Origin of the sequence: Streptomyces sp. XY006 (genome assembly GCF_002237655.1) — a bacterium.
GTDB lineage: Bacteria > Actinomycetota > Actinomycetes > Streptomycetales > Streptomycetaceae > Streptomyces > Streptomyces levis.
This window is the reverse complement of the sequence record NZ_NOKT01000013.1, coordinates 85,549-110,685: the sequence shown is the minus strand read 5'-3', so window position 1 is coordinate 110,685 and position 25,137 is coordinate 85,549. Positions and strand designations below refer to the sequence as shown.

General features: G+C 73.1%; 25 protein-coding genes and 2 pseudogenes. 7 read left to right on the top strand and 20 right to left on the bottom strand.

Annotated elements, in window-relative coordinates; translation table 11 throughout:
• The first annotated feature begins 151 nt into the window (after window positions 1–151).
• Window positions 152–2,467: a glycoside hydrolase family 3 N-terminal domain-containing protein gene (locus CHR28_RS17040; RefSeq protein WP_094054483.1), complete on the top strand. Its 2,316-nt coding sequence runs from the start codon at window positions 152–154 to the stop codon at window positions 2,465–2,467.
• A gap of 66 nt (window positions 2,468–2,533) precedes the next feature.
• On the opposite strand, the gene CHR28_RS17035 is transcribed toward CHR28_RS17040, so the two are convergent.
• The 4 genes from CHR28_RS17035 to tsaB are packed head-to-tail and all read right to left on the bottom strand — an operon-like array spanning window position 2,534 to window position 5,034.
• Window positions 2,534–2,785: a hypothetical protein gene (locus tag CHR28_RS17035; RefSeq protein ID WP_094054482.1), complete on the bottom strand. Its 252-nt coding sequence runs from the start codon at window positions 2,783–2,785 to the stop codon at window positions 2,534–2,536.
• Window positions 2,782–3,873 carry a tRNA (adenosine(37)-N6)-threonylcarbamoyltransferase complex transferase subunit TsaD gene (gene tsaD / locus CHR28_RS17030; protein ID WP_094054481.1) on the bottom strand — a complete coding sequence of 364 codons (1,092 nt, stop codon included), beginning with the start codon at window positions 3,871–3,873 and terminating at the stop codon, window positions 2,782–2,784. The genes CHR28_RS17035 and tsaD overlap by 4 nt, the downstream gene beginning before the upstream one ends.
• Complete coding sequence (rimI, locus tag CHR28_RS17025) at window positions 3,866–4,339, bottom strand: ribosomal protein S18-alanine N-acetyltransferase (protein WP_094054563.1); 474 nt, start codon at window positions 4,337–4,339, stop codon at window positions 3,866–3,868. Before rimI ends, tsaD begins: the two co-directional genes overlap by 8 nt.
• Before the next feature lie 41 nt (window positions 4,340–4,380).
• Window positions 4,381–5,034, bottom strand: a complete 654-nt coding sequence (gene tsaB / locus CHR28_RS17020) for a tRNA (adenosine(37)-N6)-threonylcarbamoyltransferase complex dimerization subunit type 1 TsaB (RefSeq protein ID WP_094054480.1) — start codon at window positions 5,032–5,034, stop codon at window positions 4,381–4,383.
• Between the two features lie 124 nt (window positions 5,035–5,158).
• Here tsaB and CHR28_RS17015 point away from each other — a divergent pair, with 124 nt between their 5' ends.
• A complete protein-coding gene (locus tag CHR28_RS17015) occupies window positions 5,159–5,713 on the top strand; it encodes a hypothetical protein (RefSeq protein WP_094054479.1) in 555 nt (184 codons plus the stop codon).
• Window positions 5,714–5,754: 41 nt separating this feature from the next.
• On the opposite strand, the gene CHR28_RS37800 is transcribed toward CHR28_RS17015, so the two are convergent.
• The 6 genes from CHR28_RS37800 to CHR28_RS16990 form a co-directional block, all read right to left on the bottom strand.
• Window positions 5,755–5,922 (bottom strand): hypothetical protein, encoded by a 168-nt coding sequence (locus CHR28_RS37800; protein WP_179272470.1) that lies wholly within the window; start codon window positions 5,920–5,922, stop codon window positions 5,755–5,757.
• A gap of 208 nt (window positions 5,923–6,130) precedes the next feature.
• Window positions 6,131–6,655, bottom strand: coding sequence for a tRNA (adenosine(37)-N6)-threonylcarbamoyltransferase complex ATPase subunit type 1 TsaE (gene tsaE / locus CHR28_RS17010; protein WP_094054478.1), 525 nt, complete (start codon window positions 6,653–6,655; stop codon window positions 6,131–6,133).
• On the bottom strand, window positions 6,621–7,877 hold the full coding sequence (locus CHR28_RS17005; protein ID WP_094054477.1) for an alpha/beta fold hydrolase: 1,257 nt from the start codon (window positions 7,875–7,877) through the stop codon (window positions 6,621–6,623). Before CHR28_RS17005 ends, tsaE begins: the two co-directional genes overlap by 35 nt.
• Before the next feature lie 127 nt (window positions 7,878–8,004).
• On the bottom strand, window positions 8,005–9,174 hold the full coding sequence (gene alr / locus CHR28_RS17000; protein ID WP_094054476.1) for an alanine racemase: 1,170 nt from the start codon (window positions 9,172–9,174) through the stop codon (window positions 8,005–8,007).
• 61 nt (window positions 9,175–9,235) lie between these two features.
• Window positions 9,236–10,123 (bottom strand): L,D-transpeptidase family protein, encoded by an 888-nt coding sequence (locus CHR28_RS16995; protein ID WP_094054475.1) that lies wholly within the window; start codon window positions 10,121–10,123, stop codon window positions 9,236–9,238.
• Between the two features lie 559 nt (window positions 10,124–10,682).
• Window positions 10,683–12,164, bottom strand: coding sequence for an NAD(P)H-hydrate dehydratase (locus tag CHR28_RS16990; RefSeq protein ID WP_094054474.1), 1,482 nt, complete (start codon window positions 12,162–12,164; stop codon window positions 10,683–10,685).
• Window positions 12,165–12,334: 170 nt separating this feature from the next.
• Between CHR28_RS16990 and CHR28_RS16985 the strand changes: the two genes are divergently transcribed.
• The gene (locus CHR28_RS16985; protein WP_094054473.1) at window positions 12,335–13,489 is read left to right on the top strand and encodes a hypothetical protein; all 1,155 of its coding nucleotides are present in this window, start codon (window positions 12,335–12,337) and stop codon (window positions 13,487–13,489) included.
• A 30-nt stretch (window positions 13,490–13,519) separates the two neighbouring features.
• Here the strand turns inward: CHR28_RS16985 and CHR28_RS38995 are convergent.
• Together CHR28_RS38995 and CHR28_RS16980 are read right to left on the bottom strand one after the other, a co-directional pair.
• Window positions 13,520–13,750 (bottom strand): annotated as a pseudogene (locus tag CHR28_RS38995) (hypothetical protein); the annotation flags it as partial.
• Window positions 13,644–14,633: a BtrH N-terminal domain-containing protein gene (locus CHR28_RS16980; protein WP_094054472.1), complete on the bottom strand. Its 990-nt coding sequence runs from the start codon at window positions 14,631–14,633 to the stop codon at window positions 13,644–13,646. The gene CHR28_RS16980 and the pseudogene CHR28_RS38995, both read right to left, overlap by 107 nt.
• A gap of 90 nt (window positions 14,634–14,723) precedes the next feature.
• On the opposite strand from CHR28_RS16980, the gene CHR28_RS16975 reads away from it, so the two are divergent.
• Window positions 14,724–14,996, top strand: coding sequence for a hypothetical protein (locus CHR28_RS16975; RefSeq protein ID WP_094054471.1), 273 nt, complete (start codon window positions 14,724–14,726; stop codon window positions 14,994–14,996).
• 14 nt (window positions 14,997–15,010) lie between these two features.
• On the opposite strand, the gene CHR28_RS16970 is transcribed toward CHR28_RS16975, so the two are convergent.
• A complete protein-coding gene (locus CHR28_RS16970) occupies window positions 15,011–15,382 on the bottom strand; it encodes a holo-ACP synthase (RefSeq protein ID WP_094054470.1) in 372 nt (123 codons plus the stop codon).
• 276 nt (window positions 15,383–15,658) lie between these two features.
• Between CHR28_RS16970 and CHR28_RS16965 the strand changes: the two genes are divergently transcribed.
• Window positions 15,659–16,006, top strand: coding sequence for a hypothetical protein (locus CHR28_RS16965; RefSeq protein WP_094054469.1), 348 nt, complete (start codon window positions 15,659–15,661; stop codon window positions 16,004–16,006).
• Between the two features lie 58 nt (window positions 16,007–16,064).
• Here the strand turns inward: CHR28_RS16965 and glmS are convergent, their stop codons facing one another.
• The 3 genes and pseudogenes from glmS to CHR28_RS16950 form a co-directional block, all read right to left on the bottom strand.
• Complete coding sequence (gene glmS, locus CHR28_RS16960) at window positions 16,065–17,912, bottom strand: glutamine--fructose-6-phosphate transaminase (isomerizing) (RefSeq protein WP_094054468.1); 1,848 nt, start codon at window positions 17,910–17,912, stop codon at window positions 16,065–16,067.
• A 97-nt stretch (window positions 17,913–18,009) separates the two neighbouring features.
• Window positions 18,010–18,819, bottom strand: coding sequence for an ABC transporter permease (locus CHR28_RS16955; RefSeq protein WP_094054467.1), 810 nt, complete (start codon window positions 18,817–18,819; stop codon window positions 18,010–18,012).
• Window positions 18,816–19,858 (bottom strand): annotated as a pseudogene (locus CHR28_RS16950) (ATP-binding cassette domain-containing protein). The gene CHR28_RS16955 and the pseudogene CHR28_RS16950 overlap by 4 nt, the downstream one beginning before the upstream one ends.
• Before the next feature lie 195 nt (window positions 19,859–20,053).
• Between CHR28_RS16950 and coaA the strand changes: the two are divergent.
• A complete protein-coding gene (gene coaA / locus CHR28_RS16945) occupies window positions 20,054–21,022 on the top strand; it encodes a type I pantothenate kinase (RefSeq protein WP_179272473.1) in 969 nt (322 codons plus the stop codon).
• A gap of 16 nt (window positions 21,023–21,038) precedes the next feature.
• The gene (locus CHR28_RS16940) at window positions 21,039–21,971 is read left to right on the top strand and encodes a DUF389 domain-containing protein (protein WP_094054465.1); all 933 of its coding nucleotides are present in this window, start codon (window positions 21,039–21,041) and stop codon (window positions 21,969–21,971) included.
• 101 nt (window positions 21,972–22,072) lie between these two features.
• On the opposite strand, the gene glmM is transcribed toward CHR28_RS16940, so the two are convergent.
• From glmM to CHR28_RS16920, 4 genes are all read right to left on the bottom strand, one after another.
• Window positions 22,073–23,431, bottom strand: a complete 1,359-nt coding sequence (gene glmM, locus CHR28_RS16935) for a phosphoglucosamine mutase (RefSeq protein ID WP_094054464.1) — start codon at window positions 23,429–23,431, stop codon at window positions 22,073–22,075.
• A 165-nt stretch (window positions 23,432–23,596) separates the two neighbouring features.
• Window positions 23,597–24,109, bottom strand: coding sequence for a 30S ribosomal protein S9 (rpsI, locus tag CHR28_RS16930; protein WP_019526966.1), 513 nt, complete (start codon window positions 24,107–24,109; stop codon window positions 23,597–23,599).
• 42 nt (window positions 24,110–24,151) lie between these two features.
• A complete protein-coding gene (gene rplM, locus CHR28_RS16925) occupies window positions 24,152–24,595 on the bottom strand; it encodes a 50S ribosomal protein L13 (RefSeq protein ID WP_019754543.1) in 444 nt (147 codons plus the stop codon).
• A gap of 214 nt (window positions 24,596–24,809) precedes the next feature.
• Window positions 24,810–25,121 (bottom strand): hypothetical protein, encoded by a 312-nt coding sequence (locus tag CHR28_RS16920; protein WP_094054463.1) that lies wholly within the window; start codon window positions 25,119–25,121, stop codon window positions 24,810–24,812.
• Between the last annotated feature and the right edge of the window lie 16 nt (window positions 25,122–25,137).

Below are 25,137 nucleotides of genomic sequence, written 5' to 3'. Positions count from 1 at the left end.
GAAGTCCTCGTGGCGCCATAGGTTCCCGGAACATTCGATATCGATTTCGAAACATTCGTGGAAGCGGGCTCGGGAACGGTCGTCAGCGGCGTTCACGCGCCCGCCCGCACCATTCGTCAGAGGGCCGCCCCGTCCACCCGACAGGAGCTTCATGACCACCGCGCCCTGGCGTGACCCCGCCCTGCCCGCCGCCGCCCGTGTCGACGACCTGCTCTCCCGGATGACCCTGGAGGAGAAGACCGCCCAGCTGTACGGCGTGTGGGTGGGCGCCGCGACGGACGGCGACGGGGTCGCCCCGCACCAGCACGACATGACCGTCGAGCACTCCGAGGAGGAGTGGGCCGAGCTGATCACCCAGGGCCTGGGCCAGCTCACGCGTTCCTTCGGCACGGCCCCCGTGGACCCGGCGCTCGGCGCGCAGGCCCTGGCCCGCGCCCAGCGCCGGATCGCCGAGGCCGGCCGCTTCGGCATCCCGGCGGTCGCCCACGAGGAGTGCCTGGCCGGTTTCACCGCCTGGCAGGCCACGGCCTACCCGGTCCCGCTGGCCTGGGGCGCGGCCTGGGACCCGCCGCTGGTCGAGGAGATGGCCCGGCGCATCGGCGAGGACCTGCGGTCGGTCGGCGTCCACCAGGGCCTCGCCCCCGTCCTGGACGTCGTACGCGATCCGCGCTGGGGCCGTGTGGAGGAGACCATCGGCGAGGACCCCTACCTGGTCGGCACGATCGGCACGGCCTATGTGCGGGGCCTGGAGGCGGCCGGGGTCGTCGCCACGCTCAAGCACTTCGCCGGGTACGCCTCCTCGGCCGGGGCGCGCAATCTCGCCCCCGTGCGGGCCGGGATCCGCGAGTTCGCGGACGTCACCCTGCCGCCGTTCGAGATGGCGCTGCGCGAGGGCGGGGCCCGTTCCGTGATGGCCGCGTACAACGAGACCGACGGGGTCCCGGCCTCCGCGGACCCCGAGCTGCTGACGCGGTTGCTGCGCGAGGAGTGGGGCTTCACCGGCACGGTCGTCGCCGACTACTTCGGCATCGGGTTCCTGCAGACCCTGCACCGGGTCGCCGGCACCCCGGCCGAGGCGGCCCACGCGGCCCTCGCCGCCGGCATCGACGTCGAGCTGCCCACCGTCAAGTGCTACGGCCCGCCCCTGCTGGACGCCGTCCGCGCGGGGCAGGTCCCCGAGGAACTCGTGGACCGCGCGGCCCGCCGCGTGCTGCTGCAGAAGTGCGAACTGGGCCTGCTCGACGAGGACTGGACGCCCGAGCCCGCCGGCCCCGTCACCCTGGACTCCACGGGCAACCGGATCCTGGCCCGCCGCCTGGCCGAGGAGTCGGTGGTCCTGCTGGACAACCCCGACGGCCTGCTGCCGCTGGCCCCCGACACCCGGATCGCGGTGGTCGGCCCCCGGGCCGCCGACGCCCTGGCCATGCTGGGCTGCTACTCCTTCCCGTCCCACGTCCTCACCCACCACCCGGGGGTGCCGGCCGGCATCGAGATCCCGACCGTCCTGGACGCGCTGCGCACCGAACTGCCCGACGCGAAGGTGACGTTCGCGCAGGGCTGCGACGTGACGGACCCGGACACCGCGGGCTTCGACGAGGCCGTCGCCCGCACCGCGGAGGCCGACGTGTGCGTGGCCGTGCTCGGCGACCGGGCGGGCCTGTTCGGCCGGGGCACCTCAGGCGAGGGCTGCGACGCGAGCGACCTCGGCCTGCCGGGCGTCCAGGGCGCTCTGCTGGACGCCCTCGTCGCCACCGGCGTGCCGGTGGTGCTGGTCCTGCTGACCGGCCGCCCCTACGCGCTCGGCCGCTGGCGGGGCCGCCTGGGCGCGGTCGTCCAGGCCTTCTTCCCGGGGGAGGAGGGCGGCCCAGCGGTGGCGGGAGTGCTGTCGGGCCGCGTGAACCCCTCGGGCCGCCTGCCGGTGAGCGTCCCGCGGGAGCCCGGCGGGCAGCCCTGGACCTACCTCCAGCCGCCCCTCGGCCTGGCCGGCGAGGTCAGCAACCTCGACCCGACACCGCTGTACGCCTTCGGTCACGGCCGGTCCTACACCTCGTTCGCCTGGGAGGACGCGACGGGCGGCGACACGGAGATCGGCACGGACGGCGGCTGCGACCTGGCCGTGACGGTCCGCAACACCGGAGACCGCGAGGGCGCCGAGGTGGTGCAGCTGTACCTGCACGACCCGGTGGCCTCGGTGACCCGCCCCGACGTCCGGCTGGTCGGCTACCAGCGCGTGGCGCTCGCCCCCGGCGAGGCGGCCCGGGTGACGTTCCGTTTCCACACGGACCTCTCGGCGTTCACCGACCGCTCGGGCCGCCGGGTGGTCGAGCCGGGCGCGCTGGAGCTACGGCTGGCGGCGTCCAGCGCGGACGTGCGCCACACGGCGCACCTGACGCTCACGGGTCCGGTCCGGGTCACCGGGACCGGACGGCGCCTGCGGTGCGAGACGGAGGTGGCGGAGGTGGGGTGAGCCTCCGGGGGACGTGGTGCTGTGGTGCGGCAGGGCCGAGGGCTGACCGGGAGCTCCCGGTCAGCCCTAGCCCACCGATTCGAACCGCCAGCGGTGCACGGCCCGGGTGACCAACCCCTGGTCCGGCTCCGGCAGTTCGGGCAGCTCGGCGTCGTACGGGGCGTCCCACCAGGTGATGACGAGGACGCGGTCCTGCGGGGCGCGCAGGGTCTCGCGGCGCAGCGGCGGGCGGGGCAGCTCCTGGGCGCGGGCCCAGGCCAGCAGGTCCTCGCCCCGCCCGGGCACGGCCCGCGCCTCCCACATCAGGGCGACCGTCACGAGTAGAGGTTCTCCTTGCTCACCTCGTGCACATGGTCGTGGTCGTGGCCCGGCACGTGCGGCTCGGTCACCGGAAGCGAGGAGTCCGCGGACAGGTCCCAGCTCGACGCGGCCCGGTTGCGGGCGACCATCTCGGCGCCGAGCGCGGCGACCATCGCGCCGTTGTCCGTGCACAGCTTGGGCCGCGGCACCCGCAGCCGGATCCCGGCGGCCTCGCAGCGCTCCTGGGCCAGGGCGCGCAGCCGGGAGTTGGCGGCCACGCCGCCGCCGATCATCAGGTGGTCGACGCCCTCGTCCTTGCAGGCCCGGACGGCCTTGCGGGTCAGCACGTCCACGACCGCCTCCTGGAAGGAGGCCGACACGTCCCGCACCGGCACCTCCTCGCCCGCCGCCCGCCTGGCCTCGATCCAGCGGGCCACGGCCGTCTTCAGTCCGGAGAAGGAGAAGTCGTAGGCCGGGTCGCGCGGGCCGGTCAGACCGCGCGGGAAGGCGATCGCGTGCGGGTCGCCCTCCTTGGCGTAGCGGTCGATGACCGGGCCGCCGGGGAAGCCGAGGTTCAGCACCCGGGCGATCTTGTCGAAGGCCTCGCCGGCCGCGTCGTCGATGGTGGCGCCCATGGGGCGGACGTCGGAGGTGATGTCGGAGGAGAGCAGCAGCGAGGAGTGCCCGCCGGAGACCAGCAGCGCCATCGTCGGCTCGGGCAGCGGGCCGTGCTCCAGCTGGTCCACGCAGATGTGGGAGGCGAGGTGGTTCACGCCGTAGAGGGGCTTGCCCAGCGCGTAGGCGTACGCCTTCGCCGCGGAGACGCCGACCAGCAGGGCGCCGGCGAGGCCGGGCCCGGCGGTGACCGCGATGCCGTCGAGGTCCCGGGCGCTCACCCCGGCCTCCTTCAGCGCGCGGTCGATGGTGGGCACCATCGCCTCCAGGTGGGCCCGGGAGGCGACCTCGGGGACGACACCGCCGAACCGGGCGTGCTCGTCGACGCTGGAGGCGACGGCGTCGGCCAGCAGGGTGGTGCCCCGGACGATGCCGACGCCGGTCTCGTCGCAGGAGGTCTCGATTCCGAGAACGAGGGGTTCGTCAGCCATGGATCTCGGTTCCTTGTACGGAGTTCTCGGGGGTGGTCAGGCGCATCACCAGGGCGTCCACGTTGCCCGGCTGGTAGTAACCGCGCCGGACGCCGATGGGCTGGAAGCCGAACCGTTCGTACAGCTTCTGCGCGCGGACGTTGTCCACGCGGCACTCCAGCATCACCTCGGCGCACTCGAACGCGGTGGCCGCGCGCAGCAGTTCGGCCAGCAGCCGGCCGCCGAGGCCGGTGCCCCACAGCTCGCGGGCGACGGCGATGGTCTGGACGTCGGCCTGCTCGCCGGAGGAGACCAGACCCGCGTAGCCGACGATCCGGGGGCCGGCCTCGGCGACCACGTACCGCCGGTTGGCCTCGGGCCCGCGGGCGTGGGCCAGTTCGGACCAGAACATGCCCCGCGACCAGGCGTCGTCGGGGAACAGGTCCCGCTCCAGCTCCAGCACGGGGTCGATGTCCCACCAGCGCATCTCGCGCAGCGCACACGTCTCGGGATCGGTCACGGGATCGGTCACTTGGGGGTGACCACCTTGTAGTTCTTGGGGACCTGGGCGTCGGGGCGGCGCAGGTAGAGCGGCCGCGGCGCGGGCAGTTCCTCGCCGGCCGCCAGTCGCTCCGCGGCCAGCCGGGCCAGGGCCGCGGCGGACACGTGCTCGGGCTCGTGGGCCTTGGGGAAGGTGTCCGGGTAGAGCAGCGCGCCGGCGCCCACCGCGGGCAGGCCGGCGACCTGCCCGGCGATGTCGGCGGGCCGGTCGACGGCCGGGTCGGTCAGGCGGGTGCGGGAGTCGGCGTAGCGCGCCCAGTAGACCTCCTTGCGGCGGGCGTCGGTCGCGACGACGAACGGGCCCTCCAGGTCGGCGGCGTAGGCGAGGCCGTCCAGCGTGCACACGCCGTGCACGGGGACGCCGAGCGCGAGCCCGAAGGTGTCCGCGGTCATGAGGCCGACGCGCAGTCCGGTGTACGGGCCCGGGCCGATGCCGGCGACGATCCCCGTGACGGCGTCGAGGCGCAGACCGGCCTCGGCGAGCACCCGGTCGATCGCCGGCAGCAGCAGTTCCCCGTGCCGCCGGGCGTCCACCTGGCTCGACGAGGCGATGACGTCGTGTCCGTCGTGCAGCGCGACGGTGACGGCGGGTGTGGCGGTATCCAGAGCGAGCAAGAGCACGCAAACAGCCTACGGCTCCCCGGGGCCCGGCACGGCCGCGCCCGCCGGGTCGCCGCCTGCTGCTACCGTCACCTACCGTCACGAGACATGTACGCAGGGACGCGACGCCCGGAGGTGGCCGCCGGTGGCTTTCAGCAGCTCGTCAATCGTGGCCGGGCTCACCGCCGCGGCCCTCGCGACGGTCGGCTACCTCGCCCACCAGGCGTCCACGCACCTGCCCGCGGGGATGGGCCGGGCCCAGGCGGGCGCCACCCCGGCGCCCGGCACCTCGCAGGCGCCTTTGGCCCGCAGGGACCCGGCCGCGCTGCCCGACGGGTCGGGGCAGGGTGCGCGGGTCGTGTACTCGCTGCGCCGGGACCGGGTCTGGCTGGTCGGCGCGAACGGCAAAGTCGCCCGTACGTTCGAGGTGGATCCGAGCACGGTGGATCCGGCCCCGGGCCGTTACGCGGTGACGTCCCGCTCGAACTCGGTCACCGGCTCGGACGGCGTCCCCGTCGAGCACGTCGTGCGGTTCACCAGCGTGGACGGTGTCGTGGTCGGGTTCAGCTCGGCCGTCGACGAGACCAAGGCCGCGCCCGACCCGAGGGTCCGCACGGGCGGCATCCGCGAGTCGCGCGCGGACGGCGACGCGATGTGGACGTTCGCGACGATCGGCCGCACGGTGGTCGTGGTCCGCTAGGGCCCGCCATCAGGGTCGGACACCCGACGGGCTCGGGCGGATCAGGCGGCTTCGCGGTGCGTCTTCAGCGGCGCGGACAGCTCCGGCTCGGGAGCGCGCGGGGGCGTGGAGATCAGCGCCGCGGCCTCACCCGCCGCCAGCAGCTCCCGCATGGACACCCCGCCGACCGCGAACGGCAGCGGCTGCCTCTTGCTCTCTGTAGCCGACATGGACGCCTCCTGGTGGCCGGGGGCGGACGTAGTTAGGTAGACCTAACTACGGACTGGATACCATGTGACCACGGACAAGACGCCGAACGCAACATCTTGCCGACGCCTTGTCGGAACGTTCATCGAATACGCGCAATCACACGCCGGGGTTGGGCGGGAGCCCGCGCCGGAACCAGGGGCCCGGGGTCGCGCGCAGGGGGAACGCGGGTCACGCCGTCAGGACGCTCAGGTCCGTCGCGCTCCAGCGTTCGCCCAGGCCGGTGATCGTCATCTGCCGGACCTCGTCCGTCGTGTCGCCCACCGCGCGGTGGATGACGACCTGGAGACGGTCCTCGGTCAGCTCCTCGACCTTGCCCTCGCCCCACTCCACGACCACCACGGACTCGGGCAGGGAGACGTCGAGGTCGAGGTCCTCCATCTCGTCCAGCCCGCCGGAGAGCCGGTACGCGTCGACGTGGACCAGGGGCGGCCCGTCGCCCAGCGAGGGATGGACCCGGGCGATCACGAACGTCGGCGAGGTGACGGCCCCGCGCACGCCGAGCCCCTCGCCCAGCCCGCGCGTCAGCGTCGTCTTGCCCGCGCCGAGCTCCCCGCTCAGCATCACCAGGTCACCCGCGCGCAGCAGTTTCGCGAGCCGGCGGCCCAGCTCCCGCATCTGCTCGGGGGACGTGACGACGATCTGGACGGAGGATCCGGGCTCAGCCGGGTTGTGCGGTGCTGCTGGTGCTTCCATAGCCCTTCACGGTAGCCCCTGCGGGCACGGCACCCGTGCGGGTGAGCAGGTCGGCGAGGCGGTCGGTGACCACTTCCGGGTGCTCCAGCATCACCAGATGCCCCGCGTCCGGCACCAGCACGAGCTCGGCGTCCGGCAGCAGATCCGCGATGGCCTCGCTGTGCTCGCTCGGCGTGACCAGGTCCTGCACCCCGGCCAGGACGAGGACCGGCAGCTCCGCGAAGCACCCGAGCGCCTCGGTCTTGTCGTGGTCGTTGAACGCCGGGTAGTACTCGGCGACCACGTCGATCGGGGTGCTCTCGATCATCCGCTCGGCGAACCGCGCGACGGCCGGGTCGACGTCCCGGGACGCGAACGAGTACCGCTTGATGACCCCGGCGAACAGTTCCGCCGTGGCCCGGCGCCCCTTCTCCACCAGCTCGGCCCGCTGCCCCAGCGCCTTCAGCACCCCCGGCAGCACCCGCCGCACCGCGTTGACGCCCGCGACGGGCAGCCCGTAGTTGACCTCGCCGAGACGGCCCGACGACGTCCCCACGAACGCGACCCCGACGACCCGCTCGCGGATCAGCTCCGGGTACTGGTCGGCCAGCGCCATCACCGTCATACCGCCCATGGAGTGCCCGACCAGCACGATCGGCCCCTCGGGCACGGCCGCGTCGATGACGGCCTTCAGGTCGCGGCCCAGCTGCTCGATGGTGACCGACTCGCCCCGCGCCTGCGCCACACCCCGCCCGGAGCGGCCGTGGCTGCGCTGGTCCCAGTGCACGGTCCGCACGACCCCCCGCAGGGCCGCCCGCTGGAAGTGCCAGGAGTCCTGGCTGAGGCAGTAGCCGTGGCTGAAGACGACGGTGACCGGCGCGGGCGCCTTGCGGCCGAAGAGCCTGCGGCGGCGCGGCCCGATGGCCGGCGCGGCCTCCGCGTCGACGTCGTCGACCTCGTAGTACAGCTCGGTGCCGTCGTCGGCGAACGCCTTGCCGGGCATGCCGCGCAGCGAGCCGTAGGGCCCCGCCGAGTCGAGGGCGAGCCGGGCCTTCTGGCGCATGCCCCGGCCGACCGTCATCCGCTCCAGGGCGACACCGGCGGCCGCGCCCGCGGCCACCACGCCTATCGCGACGCCGGCGAGGCCGGTCGCCCGGCGCCAGCCTCCCGCCGCCCCCGCGGCGGAGGCCGCGACGGCCGCGGAGGCGACGTCGGCGACGACCTCCGCACTGCTCTCGCTCACGTACCGCTCCTCTTCGCCGGGCTGCCGGCCGGGTGACTCGCTGTGTCGGATGATGCCGTGGGGCTGCTGGTGCCCCTGTTACCAGGGTGCCTTTCGTTTCTGGCGTGACCAGTCCTACCGGTGCGAGTTACCCGTCCTGTTCCTCATTCACATAGACGCGGGGAACGCGCGTTCCGATCCGGGTCACGATCTCGTAGGCGATGGTTCCGGCCGCCTGCGCCCAGTCCTCGGCGGTGGGCTCCCCGCGGTCCCCGGGCCCGAAGAGGACCGCCTCGGCGCCCGGCGCGGGCGCGTCGCCGCCCAGGTCGACGACGAACTGGTCCATCGCGACCCGCCCCGCGATCGTCCGCCACTTGCCCTCCACCAGCACCGGGCCGGCCGAGGAGGCGTGCCGCGGGATGCCGTCCGCGTAGCCGAGCGGGACGAGGCCGAGGGTGGTCTCGCCGGGCGTGACGTACCGGTGGCCGTAGCTGACGCCGTGGCCGCCCGGGACCCGCTTGACCAGGGCGAGCGAGGCGGACAGCGTCATCACCGGGCGCAGTCCGAAATCGGCCGGGGTGCCCAGCTCGGGGCTGGGCGAGATGCCGTAGGTGGCGATGCCGGTGCGGACCAGGTCGAAGTGGCTCTCGGGGAGCGTGAGCGTGGCCGGGGAGTTGGCGATGTGCCGGACCTCGGGACGTACGCCCTGCCCCTCGGCGTGGGCGACCATCTCGCGGAACAGGCCGAGCTGGGCCGCGATGGAGGGGTGCCCGGGCTCGTCGGCGCAGGCGAAGTGCGACCACAGGCCGGTGACCCGCAGCAGCCCCTCGGCCTCGGCGCGCAGGGCCTCGCCGACCAGGGCGGCCCAGTCCTCCCCGGGCTGGCAGCCGTTGCGCCCGAGGCCGGTGTCGGCCTTGAGCTGCACCCGCGCGGGCCGGCCGGCCGCCCGGGCCGCCTCGGTGACCTCCCGCAGGGCCCACAGGCCGCTGACGGAGACGTCCAGGTCGGCCTCGATCGCCTCGCGCCAGGGTCCGCCGGGCGTCCACAGCCAGCACATGATGCGGCCCGGCAGTCCGGCGGCCCGCAGGGCGAGGGCCTCCTCGGGGGTGGCCGTGCCCAGCCAGCTCGCTCCCGCCGCGAGGGCGGCACGGGCACACGGCACAGCCCCGTGGCCGTACGCCTCGGACTTCACCACGGCCATCACGGCCGCGCCCGGGGCATGGGCGCGCAGGGCCCGCACGTTGGCCCGCAGGGCGGCCAGGTCGATCTCGGCGCGGGCCCGCAGGGGCGCGGTCCGCGGGGCTGTTCTCTCGCTCATCGCGCCCAGTGTCTCAGAGGGCCCCGGCCCGCCCCGGGCACCGGCCCCGCCAGCAGGTCGCCTACGTCCCGGGCCGCCGTCCCCACACGAACACCCGGTCGCCCTTCCTCAGCACGCCCCACAGCCGCCGCGCGTCCCCCACGGTGAGGTTCACGCAGCCCATCGAGCCGACGGGGGTGTGCAGACTGCCGTAGACGCCGTGGAAGGCCTGGCCGCCGCTGAAGAACTGGGAGTAGGGCATCGGGGTGTTGTACAGCGTCGACCAGTGGTTCTTGTGCCGCCAGTAGATCCTGTGCCAGCCGGCCCGCGTCCGGTACCCGGCCCGTCCGCTGCGGATGGGCACCGCCCCGAACACGACCGTCCTGCCCTTCTGCACCCACATCAGCTGCCGGTCGAGGTCCACGCACGCCACGGGGTGGCCGCGCACCGGGCACCTCCCGGCGGCGTCGGGGTTCGTGCGCGCCGACAGGTACCGCATCCGTGACCAGGTCACCGGCCCGGCGAACCCGATGGCCGGCTTGATCCCCTGCCGCACCTGGAACGCCCGGACGGCACGGCAGTCGGCCGCCGACTGCACCCCGTCCACGCGCAGCCCCAGCCAGCGCTCGACCTGCCGCTGGTACGGCCCCGTCTTCCCGGTACAGCTCACCTGCGCGACGGCCTCCCCGAGCGGCACGTACTCCACCAGCGCGTACGTCCCCGCCGCGGCGCTGCGCGGCTCGACGGCTTCCTCCTCGGCGGACGGCGTGTACACCGCGGGCGGCAGCGCCTGGTCGGGCGTGTCGAGCGCCCAGGACTGCACGGCCGCGGGCGCCACGCCGGGCACGAGCTCGGCCAGGGCGCCGGGAGCGGGCGGCACGGGAGCGGCCCCGGCCGCCCCGACGGGCAGCACGGCGACAGCGGCGAGCAGCAGGGCGAGAACACGGCCGGCGGTACGTCTGCGGGTCATGCCCCCAGACAAGCGCGCCCTGGAACCACCCCACGGACGCCGCGCGGCCCGATCACCCGGAGGCATCAGCGCCCCGCGCACACACCGCAGGCACCAGCGCCCCGGGCACAGGGAGGCCCCAGCCCTCGGGCACCCCAACACCCCGGCCGCCCCGCCCCGGCCGCCCGGTGCCTGGTGCACCCGGTCCGGCCACCCCTCACCCTTCAGGCCCGCCCGGCGCACTTCAGCCCATCCACCCGGCGCCCGGCGACCCCGTTCCGGCCAGTCCTCACCCCTTCGGGCCCGCCCGCCGGCCACCCCTCGGTCCATCCCGGCCCGCCGGCACCCGACGAACCCGGCCCGGCCACCCACCAGCCCGTCCGGCGATTGAGGACGAGGCCGTTCAGGCCGAAGCGGGGGCCCGGGGGCGGCAGCCCCCGGACTCGGGCGGCAGCCGGGGCCGGCGGCAACTCCCGGAGTTACGCAGCAACCAGGGCTCGGGGCGGCAGCGCCCACGCTCACGCCTGAGCAGAGGCCCGGGCCGCTATCCCGAGCCCGGGCCGCAGGGTCGCCGCCCGCTTCACCCCCGCACGTTCCGCCAAGCCTCCGGAATCGCCGCTGCCACATCGTGCGCCCCCACCGGCGCCCCGTCCGCCGCCAGCCGCCCGGCCAGCCCGTGCACGTACGCCCCCACGCTGCCCGCGTCCACCGCCGACAGCCCCGCCGCCAGCAGCGACCCGGCCAGCCCCGACAGCACGTCCCCGCTGCCCGCCGTGGCCAGCCACGACGTCCCCGTCGCGTTCACCCGCACCGCCCCGCCCCCGGAGTCGGCCACCAGCGTCGTCGACCCCTTCAGCAGCACGGTCGCCCCGTACCGCCCCGCCAGCTCCCGCACCGCCGTGAGACGCCCCTCCTCGACCTCCCGGCGCTCCACCCCCAGCAGCGCCGCCGCCTCCCCCGCGTGCGGCGTGAGCAGCGTCGGCGCCCGGCGCGCCCGCACGACGTCCACGTCCGCCAGCCGCAGCCCGTCCGCGTCCACCAGCACCGGCACGTCCGCCGCCAGCACCTCCCCGACCGAGGACGCGTCGTCGCCCGCCCCGGGCCCGACGACCCACGCCTGCACCCGCCCGGCGTGCTTGGGCCCCCGGTCCGACACGAGCGTCTCGGGGAACCGTGCGAGCACCGCGTCCCCGGCCGGCCCGACGTACCGCACGGCCCCGGCCCCGCCCCGCAGCGCTCCCGCGACCGCGAGCACCGCCGCCCCGGGGTAGCGGGCCGACCCGGCCGCGATCCCGACCACTCCCCGCCGGTACTTGTCGCTCTCCGCCCGCGGCACCGGCAGCAGCCGGGCCACGTCCACGTGCTGCAGCGCCTCCAGCTCGGGCTCCGCGGGCAGCTCAAGGCCGATGTCGACCAGCCGCACCGACCCGGCGTACTCGCGCGCCGGATCGATCAGCAGCCCCGGCTTGTGGGTCCCGAACGTCACCGTCAGATCGGCCCGGACCGCGACGCCCCGCACCTCCCCGGTGCCGGGGTCCACCCCGCTCGGCAGGTCGACGGCGACCACGGCCCCGCGCGACCGCCCGGCGGCCGCCGCCAGCGGCACCGCCTCCGGCCGCAGCCCGTCCTTCCCCCCGATCCCTACGATGCCGTCGACGACGAGATCGGCCCGCTCGACCAGCTCCTCGACACCGCCGTCACCGCCCCCTGCACCCCCGGCGCCCCCACCGCCCCCGACCGCCTCACCGGCCGCGACAACCCGCCCACCGGCCCGCCTCAGCGCCGCCAGCCCCGCCGCGTGCGCCCGCTCCGGTGCGAGCAGCACCGCCGTCACCCCGGCCCCCCGCCGGGCCAGCCGCGCCCCGGCGTACAGGGCGTCACCGCCGTTGTCCCCGCTGCCGACCAGCAGCACCACCCTGCTGCCGTACACCCGCCCCAGCAGGTCGGCGCAGGCCGCGGCGAGCCCGGCGGCGGCGCGTTGCATCAGCGCCCCCTCCGGCAGCCGGGCCATGAGCTCCCGTTCGGCGTTCCTGACCGTGTCCACGCTGTACGCACTCCGCATGGAGGTCGAGTTTCCCGTACGACCCCCGGGCCACTCCCGCGCACCGGGCGCACCCGGGTCCCGTGTCGGTCTTCCCGTGCCGGTTCCATTGACGCTCCGGCGCGCCTTTGCCAGACTCCCGGCGCGCAGAAAGCGCTTGCCCCCCCACGTTCGACGAAACCGAGGCCCCCATGGGACGCAGAGCCGCATTACTGGCCGCCGCCGGCGCCACCGCCCTCCTCACCACCGCCGCCACCCTGACCGCACCCGCCACCGCCGCCCCCACGCGCGCCCTGGCCTGCGGGGACGGCTCCTTCCAGGCCGAGGCCGTACAGAGCGGCAGCACTTGGACCGCCCGCCGCGGCGGCAGCACGGTGTACACCGGCACGGACCTGCGCGCCGCCGTGCAGGCGGCGGTCAACAGCCTCACGGCCGGCCGCACCACGAAGGAGCGGGTCGTGGTCCGCGGCTCGGGCTCGATGGCGGCGAGCTCCCGCATCTCGCTGCCCAGTTACACCGTCCTCGACGTCTGCGGCACCATCAACGTCACCGGCAGCGGCTCGGGCGACCAGGCGCCGGTGTACTCACGCGGCACGCGTGACGTGGAGGTCCAGAACCTCGCGCTCACGGGCAGCCCGCTGTACGGCATCTTCCTGCGCAACGTGCAGAACGTCGTGCTCGGCCGGATCGACATGCGCCTGACCGCCGGCCTGGGCGTGCGCATCGACAACCGCGGCGACACCAGCCAGTGGACCCGCAACGTCCGCATCGACGACGTGTACGTCTCCGGCGCGTCCAGCCACGCGGTCGAGACCTACGGCGTGGACGGCCTGACCGTCGGCACGGTGACGGCCCGCGGCGTCGGCGAGTCGGGCCTGCTGCTCAACCAGACCGTCAACGCCACTGTCGGCAGGGTGGACGCGGAGAACGCGGGCACGGGCACGGGTTACGCCGCCTTCCGCATGGCCAACCGCAACGGCCGGATCGGCAGCGGCTACCCCACCAACATCCGGGTCGGCGAGGTCGTCGCGCGCGGCGGCGGACGCGGGGTGTTCTGCGTCTCGGAGAGCGGCGGGGCCGTCATCGACCGCGTGACGCTCTCCCACACCGGCAACAACTCGGTCCTGATCGAGAACTGTCACAACGTCAGCCTGGCCGCCCAGAGCGGCACCATCACGGGCGGCGGCGAGCTACGCCTGGCCGCGCGCTCGGAGTTCCCGAACAACAAGGACATCACCATCCAGAACCTGACGGTCACCGACTCGGCCATCAGGGAGAGCCCGTGCGGCGAGAACACGACGTTCCGGAACATCACACGGGTCAACAGCAGCCAGTCGGTCTGCTGACCCGTGCTCTGCTGACCCGCCCGTGTCCTGCTGACCCGTGTTCTGCCGACCCGTGTCCTGCTGACCCGTGTTCTGCCGACCCGTGTTCTGCTGACCCGTGTTCTGCCGACCCGCCCGCGTTCGCCGGAGCCCTGGCCCCGAACCGGCGAGGGCTTCACGCGCGCAGGCGGCGCAGCGCCTCCATGGCCTCGCGTTCGATGCGCGCGAGGTCGGACAGCACGGCGCCCGCCCGCACGAGGCACTGCCCGTCCCCCGACTCACCGGCCCGCGCGATCAGCGCCGCGACGTCCGTCCACAGGGCGGCCGCCTCGGCGTAGAGCGCGTGGCCGGTCCGCAGCGGCTCGCTGTCGAGCCACTGGCCGCACTCGGCGAGGAAGTCGCGGTAGAGGTTGCGGAACAGGGCGCCGCCGGTGCCGGCCTTCTCCATCAGCAGGGCGGCCCGCGGCAGGTCCCGCCGCGGGTCGTCGGCGCGCTCCAGCCAGCGGGGGACGAGCGTGCCGGCCTTCCGGATGCCCCGGTGGCCGAGGTTGGCGATGGGCGGGTCGAGGAAGGCGTCCGCGCAGGCCGTGACGGCGGGGACGATCCGGTCCCGCACCTCCGGCGGCCCTGCCGGGGCGGTGAGGGTGAAGGACCGGTGCCGGGCCGTCATCGGCCCCCGTGCGGCCCGGGCGAGGGCGAGCCCGGCCAGGCCGGTGGTCACGGCGCCGCCCTGCTGCTCGGTGTCGACGAGGTGGGCGTCGTTCTCGTCGTAGCCGTACAGGGCGACGACATGGCCGCCGAAGTGCACCTTGTCGGTGAAGTAGTCCAGGTGGTAGCTGTCGAGCTGGAGCCCGACGGGCGAGCCGGCGCCGACGGCCGCCGTCACGTTCTCCCATCCCTTGCGGGCGGAAGCGGTCTCCCGCACCACGAGCTCCAGACCGAGGTTGCGGGCCAGGTTCCGGGTGAGTTCGAAGGGCTTGACCCGCCCCCCGAGGAACGGGAAGTCCATGTTCCTGCCGTCCCAGTAGACGAAGGACAGGCCCGAGCCGAGGCCGAAGAGCATGGGCTCGGACAGATCGATGCCCTGGTGCCGCAGGAGCACTCCGAGCGCCGTCGTCTCGCAGTGCTGCCCGCCCCGGGTGTCGACACCCTTGACCATGACCATGCCGCGCCTCCTGGACGTCCGCTACGATCTGAGTAGGATTTGAACTCGTTCAAAAAACTCTGACGGTCGTTCACCAGGGGAGGCCACACCATGGCCGGATCCACCACGTCCACGGCAGGCGACACACCCGCCACCGCACTCGGACCCACCGCACTCGTCCTCGGCGCCCTCTCCACCGTCGGCACCTGGGTCTTCCTGATCCCCTGGTCGGTGCTGGCGGGCGCGCTGGCCGTCACCTTCGGCGCGATGGGCATGCACTACGCCCGCAAGGGCACGGGCCGGATGTGGACGGCGGCGACGGGCACCGTGCTGGGCGCGACGGGCTTCCTCGGCACCTTCATCCTCCTGTGGGCGATGTTCTGAGCCGTCGGCCCGCGTCACGCCTCGGCGATGACCACGGCCGAGGCGATCCCCGCGTCGTGACTCAGCGACACGTGCCAGGACCGCACACCGAGCTCGGCGGCCCGCGCGGCCACCGTCCCGGTCACCCGCAGCCGGGGCTGCCCGCTGTCCTCGACGTACACCTCGGCGTCGGTCCACAGCAGCCCGCCGGGAGCGCCGAGCGCCTTGGCGAGAGCCTCCTTGGCGGCGAACCGCGCCGCGAGGGAGGCCACACCCCGGCGCTCCCCGCTGGGCAGCAGCAACTCGCCTTCCACGAACAGCCGCTCGGCCAGCGCCGGCGTACGCTCCAGTGCCGCCGCGAACCGGTCGATCTCCGCGACGTCGATCCCGACCCCGATGATGCTCATGCGCAGCACCCTACGGCGACTGGCCTGACCGGCGGGGAATGGGACGGCCGCACCGGCCCCGAGCGCTACGGCGACCGGTACCCGAAGGAGCGCGACCGGTCCGCCGCCCTGGCCCGGGACGCCGACCGTGACGCCCTGTCGTACAGCCCCACGCCACCGCCTCCCTGGCCCTGCCCGCCCTGCCCCCGCGATCTTGAACTCCCCCTCCCCCTTGTACAGTTCGCGATGACCGCGATGTGCACACGGCATCGCACACAACGGGAGGAACGCACCACCATGAAGTTCAAGTCGCTGGGAACCGCGGCCACTTCGATAGCTCTCTTCGCCACGGCCCTCACCGGCACCGTCGCCACCGCCGGCACCGCCGCCGCGGCACCGCCGAAGGACTGCAGCAAGGCGATCGTGAACGTCAAGGCCAAGGAGACCGTCAAGGTCCGCACGGCGCCGAAGACCTCCGCCACCGCCCTCGGCATCTGGGGCAAGGGCAAGCGAGGCGGCATCTGCAACGACGGCAAGGCCTACAAGGGCGGCTCGTACACGGCCTGCGGCAAGAAGAGCAACCTCTGGTACTACGGCGGCGACAAGGTCAACGGCTGGGTCCCGAAGACCTGCATCAACTGGTGATCACCCGGCCGGCCGGGTGAGGCGGGGGCGGACGGCAGCGGCCGTCCGCCCCCTTCGCTCACTCCACGGTGACCGACTTCGCCAGGTTCCTCGGCTGGTCCACCTCGTTGCCGCGCGCCGTCGCCAGTTCACAGGCGAACACCTGCAACGGCACCGTGGCCACCAGCGGCTGCAGCAGGGTCGGCGTGACCGGGATCCGGATCAGATGGTCCGCGTACGGCACGACCGCCTCGTCGCCCTCCTCGGCGATGACGATCGTCCGCGCCCCGCGCGCCCTGATCTCCTGGATGTTGGACACGATCTTGTCGTGCAGCACCGACCGCCCGCGCGGGGACGGCACCACCACGACGACCGGCAGGTCCTCCTCGATCAGCGCGATCGGCCCGTGCTTCAGCTCGCCCGCCGCGAACCCCTCGGCGTGCATGTAGGCCAGTTCCTTCAGCTTCAGCGCGCCTTCCAGGGCCACCGGGTAGCCGACGTGCCGGCCGAGGAACAGCACCGTGTCCTTCGAGGCCAGCGTGCGCGCCAGCTCCCGCACCGGCTCCATCGTCCCCAGCACCCGCTCCACCGCACCGGAGATGGACGACAGGTCCCGGATCACGGCCCGGATCTCGTCGCCCCATTTGGTGCCCCGGGTCTGCCCGAGGTACAGGGCAACCAGGTAGCAGGCGACGAGCTGCGTGAGGAACGCCTTCGTGGAGGCCACGGCGACCTCCGGCCCGGCGTGCGTGTACAGCACCGCGTCGGACTCGCGCGGGATCGTCGAGCCGTTGGTGTTGCAGATCGCCAGCACCTTGGAGCCCTGCTCACGGGCGTGCCGCAGCGCCATCAGCGTGTCCATGGTCTCGCCGGACTGGGAGATGGCGATGACCAGCGTCTGCGCGTCCAGGATCGGGTCCCGGTAGCGGAACTCGCTGGCCAGCTCCACCTCGCAGGGCAGGCGCGTCCAGTGCTCGATGGCGTACTTGGCGATCATCCCGGCGTGGAAGGCCGTGCCGCACGCCACGATGACGACCTTGTCGATCTCGCGCAGCACCCGCGGCGGGATCCGCACCTCGTCCAGGGTCAGCGACCCGGAGCCGTCGATCCGGCCCAGCAGGGTGTCGGCGACCGCCTTGGGCTGCTCGGCGATCTCCTTGAGCATGAAGTAGTCGTAGCCGCCCTTCTCGGCGGCCGAGGCGTCCCAGTCCACGTGGTAGGAGCGCACGTCGGCCGGGCGGCCGTCGAAGCCCGTCACCACCACGCCGTCCCGGCGCAGCTCCACCACCTGGTCCTGCCCCAGTTCGATCGCGGAGCGCGTGTGGGCGATGAACGCGGCCACGTCCGAGGCGAGGAAGGCCTCGCCCTCGCCGACCCCCACCACCAGCGGGGAGTTGCGCCGGGCGCCGACCACCACGTCGGGCTCGTCGGCGTGCACCGCGACCAGCGTGAACGCGCCCTCCAGCCGCCGGCACACCAGCCGCATCGCCTCGGCGAGGTCCGCGCACGAGGAGAACTCCTCGGCGAGCAGATGGGCGACGACCTCGGTGTCGGTCTCGGAGGACAGTTCGTGGCCGCGCTCCTGCAGTTCGTCCCGCAGCGCGGCGAAGTTCTCGATGATGCCGTTGTGGACGACCGCGACCCGGCCCGCGTTGTCGATGTGCGGGTGGGCGTTGGCGTCGGTCGGTCCGCCGTGGGTGGCCCACCGGGTGTGGCCGATGCCCGTCGTGCCCGTCGGCAGCGGCCTGCCGTCCAGTTCCTTCTCCAGGTTGAGGAGCTTGCCGGCCTTCTTGGCCGTCGCGAGCCCGCCGTCGGCCAGGACGGCGACACCCGCCGAGTCGTAGCCCCGGTACTCCAGCCGCTTCAGCCCGGCCATCACGACCTCGAGCGCCGACTGCGGCCCCACGTATCCCACGATTCCACACATGGGCGGCAGCTTAGGGTCGATTCCCGTGCCGAACAGGCCGTTGCGTGCCCGAAATCGGAAATTCCCACCGGGGTACGAACGCCTCGGTGCCCCACTGTCAGACCTTCGCGCGATACGCCCTCATGGCCAGCGGATAGAAGACCAGCGCGATGCCCGCCGCCCACACCAGCGACCACAGCACCGGCTCCGCCACCGGCCCGCCCAGCAGCAGCCCGCGGAACGCGTCGGACAGATGGGTGACCGGATTGACGTCGCTCCACGCCTGCAGCCAGCCCGGCATGGTGTCGACGACGACGAACGCGCTGCTGGTGAAGGTGATCGGGAAGATCAGGGTGAAGGCGAACGCCTGCACCTTCTCCGCGTCACCGGCCAGCATCCCGATCAGCACCGCGCTCCAGGAGACGGCCGCCGCGAAGACCACCACCAGCAGCACGCCGAGCAGGAACCCGCCGAAACCGCCGGTGACCCGGAAGCCGAGCGCGAGCCCGAGGGCGATCATCAGCACCATCGCCCAGACGTGCTTGGCGAGATCGGCGGTGATGCGCCCGATGAGCGGAGCGGAGCGGGCGATGGGCAGGCTGCGCAGCCGGTCGAAGACGCCCTTGGTGAGGTCGGTGTTGAGGGCCATCGCCGTGTACATCGTCATGAACAGGGTGTTCTGCACGATGATCCCGGGCAGCGCGTACTTCAGGTAGGCCTCGGGCGACCCGGCCATCTGCCCGCCCAGCACGTAGGTGAACAGGAACACGAACATGATCGGCGTGATGCTGTAGTCGACCAGTTCGAGCGGGTTGTGCTTCACGGCGACCAGGCTCCGCCAGGCCATGGTGAAGGTCTGCCGCACCCCGGCCAGGGCCGGCACCCGGCCCGAGGAGGTGACCGGTGCCGTGACGGTGGTGGCGGTCATGACCGGCTCACCGCCTTCTCCAGCTCGCCCTCGCTCCGGGCGTCCGACGCACCGTCCTCCTCGGACCCGCCCGGCTCCGCGCGGTGCCCGGTCAGGGAGAGGAACACCTCGTCGAGCGAGGAGCGGCGCAGCGCCAGCTCCCCCACGGCGATGCCCTCCCGGTCCAGCGCGCGCACCACGGCCGGCATCAGCTCCGGGTCCTTCACCGGCGCGGTGACCCGCTCGCCCTCGATCCGCGCCTCGGGCCCGGCGGCCCCGGCCACCAGCGCGTGCGCCCGGGCGAGGTCCTGCCCGAGGATCGGCCGCAGCTCCAGCACCTGCCCGCCGACCTGCGCCTTCAGCCCGTCGGGCGTGCCCTCGGCGATCACCCGGCCCTTGTCGATCACCACGATGTCGTCGGCCAGCACATCGGCTTCGTTCAGATACTGCGTGGTCAGCAGGGCGGTCGCCCCGTCCGCGACCAGGCCGCGCAGCAGGTCCCACAGCTCGCCGCGGCATGGGGGTCCCCCCGCTCAAGCGCATTCGAGAGCGGGGGAGGGTCGAGGCCGGTGGTCGGCTCGTCGAGGAAGAGGATGCTGGGCCGGCCGACCAGGCTCGCCGCCAGATCCAGGCGCCGGCGCATACCGCCCGAGTAGGTCTTCGCGGCCCGCCCGGCCGCGTGCGTCAGCTGGAAGCGCTCCAGCAGCTCACCCGCCCGCGCCTTCGCCTCCCGCCGCGGCAGCCCGAGCAGCCGGCCGATGAGCAGCAGGTTCTCCGTGCCGGTGAGGTTCTCGTCGACCGCCGCGTACTGCCCGGTCAGCCCGACCAGGGACCGCACCACCCCGGCCTCCCGGACCACGTCGTGCCCGGCGACGCGGGCCCACCCGCCGTCGGGCCGCAGCAGCGTGGCGAAGATCCGCACCGCGGTCGTCTTCCCGGCGCCGTTGGGACCCAGCAGCCCGAGCACCGTGCCCTTGCGGGCCGCGAGGTCGACACCGGCCAGCGCCTCGGTCTCCCGGAACCGTTTGACCAGGCCTTCCGCCTCTATCGCATACGTCATGGGTCACCCCTCGCCGGTCCGTGGACCCGGGGCTGGGCCCACCCTTCCCACAACTGTGACGCACGCCACTGACATTCCTCCCGTTGGCCGGATTTCTCCCCTGCCGGGAGGCGCGAGGCGCCCGCGTGACGGATCCCACCTCACCGTCCGTTCGTACGCCCGTAACAATGGACTGTGATCTCTCCGGTCTCCTCGATGCCCCGGAGCGCCCACCGGCCCCGCCCGGAGGCGACTCCCTACGTCGACCTCACCCGAGCCGAATGGAGCGCGCTGCGTGACAAGACGCCGCTGCCCCTGACGGCCGAGGAGGTCGAGAAGCTGCGCGGTCTCGGCGACGTGATCGACCTGGACGAGGTGCGCGACATCTACCTCCCGCTGTCCCGGCTCCTCAACCTCTACGTCGGCGCCACGGACGGCCTCAGGGGAGCGCTGAACACGTTCCTCGGCGAACAGGGCTCCCAGTCCGGCACGCCGTTCGTCATAGGAGTCGCCGGCTCGGTCGCCGTCGGCAAGTCGACGGTCGCCCGCCTGCTGCAGGCCCTGCTCTCCCGCTGGCCCGAGCACCCGCGCGTCGAGCTGGTCACCACCGACGGCTTCCTGCTGCCCACCCGGGAGCTCCAGGCCCGCGGCCTGATGTCCCGCAAGGGCTTCCCCGAGTCCTACGACCGCCGCGCCCTGACCCGCTTCGTCGCCGACATCAAGGCCGGCAAGGACGAGGTCACGGCCCCCGTCTACTCCCACCTGATCTACGACATCGTCCCGGACGAGCGCCTCACGGTCCGCCGCCCGGACATCCTGATCGTCGAGGGCCTGAACGTCCTGCAGCCCGCCCTGCCCGGCAAGGACGGCCGCACCCGGGTCGGCCTCGCCGACTACTTCGACTTCAGCGTCTACGTCGACGCCCGCGTCGAGGACATCGAGCGCTGGTACCTCAACCGCTTCCGCAAGCTGCGCGCGACCGCCTTCCAGAACCCGTCCTCGTATTTCCGCAAGTACACCCAGGTCTCCGAGGAGGAGGCCCTGGACTACGCCCGCACGATGTGGCGCACGATCAACCGGCCGAACCTGGTCGAGAACATCGCCCCCACCCGGGGCCGCGCCACCCTGGTCCTGCGCAAGGGCCCGGACCATACGGTGCAGCGCCTCAGCCTGCGCAAACTGTGACCGCTACGCTGCCGCCATGCTGCATCTGCGCCTGATCACGCCGTCCGAGAAGACCGGTGACGTGGTCCGTCTGATCGAGGGGACGGTCGGTACCACGCATCTCGTCGTGCTGCCGGGCGCGGCTCGCGACCCCGCGGGCGACGTCGTGATGTGTGACGTGGCCCGGGAGGCGGGTGACGAACTCCTCGGCCGCCTGCGGGACCTCGACCTGGAGGACCACGGCTCGATCTCCGTCGAGAACATCGACCTGTCGCTGTCGAAGCGGGCCGACCGGGCGGAGGCCGAGGCGCCGGGCGAGGGCGCGGACGCGGTGCTGTGGGAGCACCTGACCGACGCCACGCACGAGGAGTCGACGCTGTCGGTCACCTACCTGGCGTTCCTCACGCTGGCCACCATGATCGCGGCCTGCGGCGTGGTGCTGGACAACGCCATCCTGATCGTGGGCGCGATGGCGGTGGGCCCGGAGTTCGGCCCGCTCGCGGGCGTCTGCACGGCGGTGGTGCAGCGCGCGCCCCGTCTCGCGCTGCGCTCGCTGACCGCCCTGCTGGTGGGCTTCGCCGTGGCGATGGCGGTGACGGTCGGCTTCAGCCTCTTCATGGACGCGGTCGACCTGTTCAGCCGGGACCAGCTGGAAGCCGACCGCCCCAACACCGGCTTCATCTACGCCCCCGACTGGTTCTCCTTCGTCGTGGCGGTCCTCGCCGGCGCCGCGGGCACGCTCTCCCTGACCTCCGCCAAGTCCGGCGCCCTGGTCGGCGTCGCGATCTCGGTGACCACGGTCCCCGCCGCCGCCAACGCGGCGGTCGCCCTCAGTTACGGCGACATGAAGCAGACCTGGGGTTCGACGGAGCAGCTCCTGCTCAACCTGCTGGGCATCATCCTGGCGGGCACGACGACACTCGCCCTCCAGAAGTGGCTCTGGGCCAGGCAGCGCAAAGCCACACCCTGAGGGGCATCGCCGCCAGGGGCGCGGGGAACTGCGCGACAAGCCACACACGACCGGCAGCCCGCAGACACCCGCAGCCCCCGCCCCGAACCCGGAACGGCCGGCTAACCCAGCGCCGACTTCACGACGTCGGCCAGCCGCCCCGCCACGGACCGAGCCTGCTCGATGTCCGCCGCCTCCACCATCACCCGGACCAGCGGCTCGGTCCCGGAGGGCCGCAGCAGCACCCGCCCGGTCGACCCGAGCTCCCGCTCCGCGTCCGTCACGGCCGCCGCCAGCTCCGCGGACGTCTTCACCCGGGACTTGTCCACGTCCGGCACATTGACCAGCACCTGCGGCAGCCGCTCCATCACGGAGGCCAGTTCCCGCAGCGGACGCCCGCTCCCGGCGACCCGCGCCGCCAGCATCAGCCCGGTCAGCGTGCCGTCCCCGGTCGTCGCGTGGTCGAGGATGATCACGTGCCCGGACTGCTCGCCCCCGAGCGCGAACCCGTGCTCCTTCATCTCCTCCAGCACGTACCGGTCGCCCACCGCGGTCTGCACCAGCCGGATGCCCTCCCGCTCCATGGCGAGCTTGAACCCGAGGTTCGACATCACGGTGGCCACGACCGTCTCGGACCGCAGCGCGGACTGCTCCCGCATGGCCAGGGCGAGCACGGCGAGGATCTGGTCGCCGTCCACCTCCTCGCCGGTGTGGTCCACGGCGAGGCACCGGTCGGCGTCGCCGTCGTGCGCGATGCCCAGGTCGGCCCCGTGCTCCACGACCGCGGCCTTGAGCTTGTCCAGGTGCGTCGACCCGCACCCGTCGTTGATGTTGAGCCCGTCCGGCTCGGCCCCGATGGTGACGACCTCGGCGCCGGCCCGCTGGAACGCCTCGGGCGAGACCCGGGCGGCGGCGCCGTGCGCCTCGTCCAGGACGACCTTCAGCCCGTCGAGCCGGTTCGGCAGGACACCCAGCAGATGCTCGACGTACCGGTCGAAGCCCTCGTCGTAGTCGCGCACCCGGCCCACACCGGCCCCGGTCGGCCGGTCCCAGGGGGCGCCGGTGCGGTGCTCCTCGTACACGGACTCGATCCGGTCCTCCAGCTCGTCGGCGAGCTTGTGACCGCCGCGCGCGAAGAACTTGATGCCGTTGTCCGGCATGGCGTTGTGGCTCGCGGAGAGCATCACACCCAGGTCGGCGCCGAGCGACCCGGTCAGGAACGCCACCGCGGGCGTCGGCAGCACACCGACGCGCAGGACGTCCACACCGGCGCTGGCCAGGCCCGCGACCACGGCGGCTTCCAGGAACTCCCCGGAGGCGCGGGGGTCACGTCCGACGACCGCGGTCGGGCGGTGCCCCTCGAACGTGCCCGCCTCGGCCAGTACGTGCGCCGCGGCCACGGAGAGGCCCAGGGCCATCTCCGCCGTGAGATCCGCGTTGGCGACACCGCGCACGCCGTCCGTGCCGAAGAGTCGTCCCACTGTGGTGTCCTCCGTATTGCTGAAGAGAATGCGGCTCACATTCCCAAGTACGTCCCCTGAGACCGTCGGGGGCCGGTACGGGTTGTGTAAACGAACCGCCCCGGCAGCACAACCGTGCCGCCGGGGCGATCGAGGCGAAGCCAGTCGCGAGGACGGGCGACGCGCTTAGCGCTTGCTGTACTGCGGAGCCTTGCGGGCCTTCTTCAGACCGGCCTTCTTGCGCTCGACCGCACGGTCGTCGCGGCGGAGGAAGCCGGCCTTCTTCAGCGGGCCGCGGTTGTTGTCGACGTCGGCCTCGTTCAGCGCGCGGGCGACACCGAGACGGAGCGCACCGGCCTGGCCGGAGACACCGCCACCGGCGATGCGGGCGATGACGTCGTAACGGCCCTCGAGCTCGAGAACCTTGAACGGCTCGTTGACTTCCTGCTGGTGCACCTTGTTCGGGAAGTAGTCCTCGAGGGTGCGACCGTTGATCTTCCACTTGCCGGTGCCCGGGACGATCCGGACGCGGGCGATGGCGTTCTTGCGACGGCCCAGGCCGGCGGCCGGCTGGGGCTCGCCGAAGCGGGACGCCATGGACTCCGAGGTGTACTCGCCCTCGACGGGGACCTCGGACTCGGTGGTGTAGCTGTCGATGTCAAGCTCTTCGAGCGGCTGCTCGGCAGTGGTCTCGGCCACGATTCTCCTCAGATTCTCTTCAGTCTTAGGGGGTGGCCGGACTTACTGCGCGACCTGGGTGATCTCGTACGGCTGCGGCTGCTGCGCGCCGTGCGGGTGCTGGTCACCCTTGTAGACCTTCAGCTTCGAGAGCATCTGACGGCCCAGAGTGTTCTTGGGGAGCATGCCCTTGACGGCCTTCTCGATGGCCTTCTCGGGGTTCTTGTCGAGCAGCTCGTCGTAACGGACGGAGCGCAGACCACCCGGGTAGCCGGAGTGGCGGTACGCCATCTTCTGGGTGCGCTTGTTGCCGGAGAGGTGCACCTTGTCGGCGTTGATGATGATGACGAAGTCACCAGCGTCGACGTGCGGCGCGTAGATCGGCTTGTGCTTGCCCCGGAGAAGGGTCGCTGCGGTGGAGGCGAGACGGCCCAGGACGACGTCCTGAGCGTCAATGACGTGCCACTGGCGCGTCACATCGCCGGGCTTGGGGCTGTACGTACGCACGGTTCGTAGCCTTCGCTTCGAGTGAATGGTCCTGAACAGGTCACCGAAACGATCACGACAGCCTAGACCGCACTGCGGTGACGCAAACCGCGTGCTGGTCGCTGGTCATCGGCCCGGTGGACCGGTGTAAGGGCCCGTCCCGTGAGAATGAGCAAGCCAATACACAACGAACAAGCAGAATACCGGGGTGTTCGACAAGGGTCAAAACGCGGGATCACCGGCGTCGGAGGCTCCCCGGCGTGCACAGCGCGGCACACAGCGTCACGACCCTGCGCAGCGTCCGCCGCCGCACCGGCCGCACGTACGGGAACACCGACGAGAGCACCACATCGGCCAGCAGTCCGGCGCACCACCGCACCGCCGAGCCGCCCCCGCGCGCCCGGCGGCCCGCCCGCACCGCCCCGACCAGGACGGACGGCCACACCCCGAGCGCGGCGGCCGGCCACAGCGACAGACAGACCAGCAGCACCACGGCCAGCAGCAGTCGTCCCAACCACCCGCAGATGTCGCCTTTGCCCGTGCGCATGGGAGGAACGCTAGGG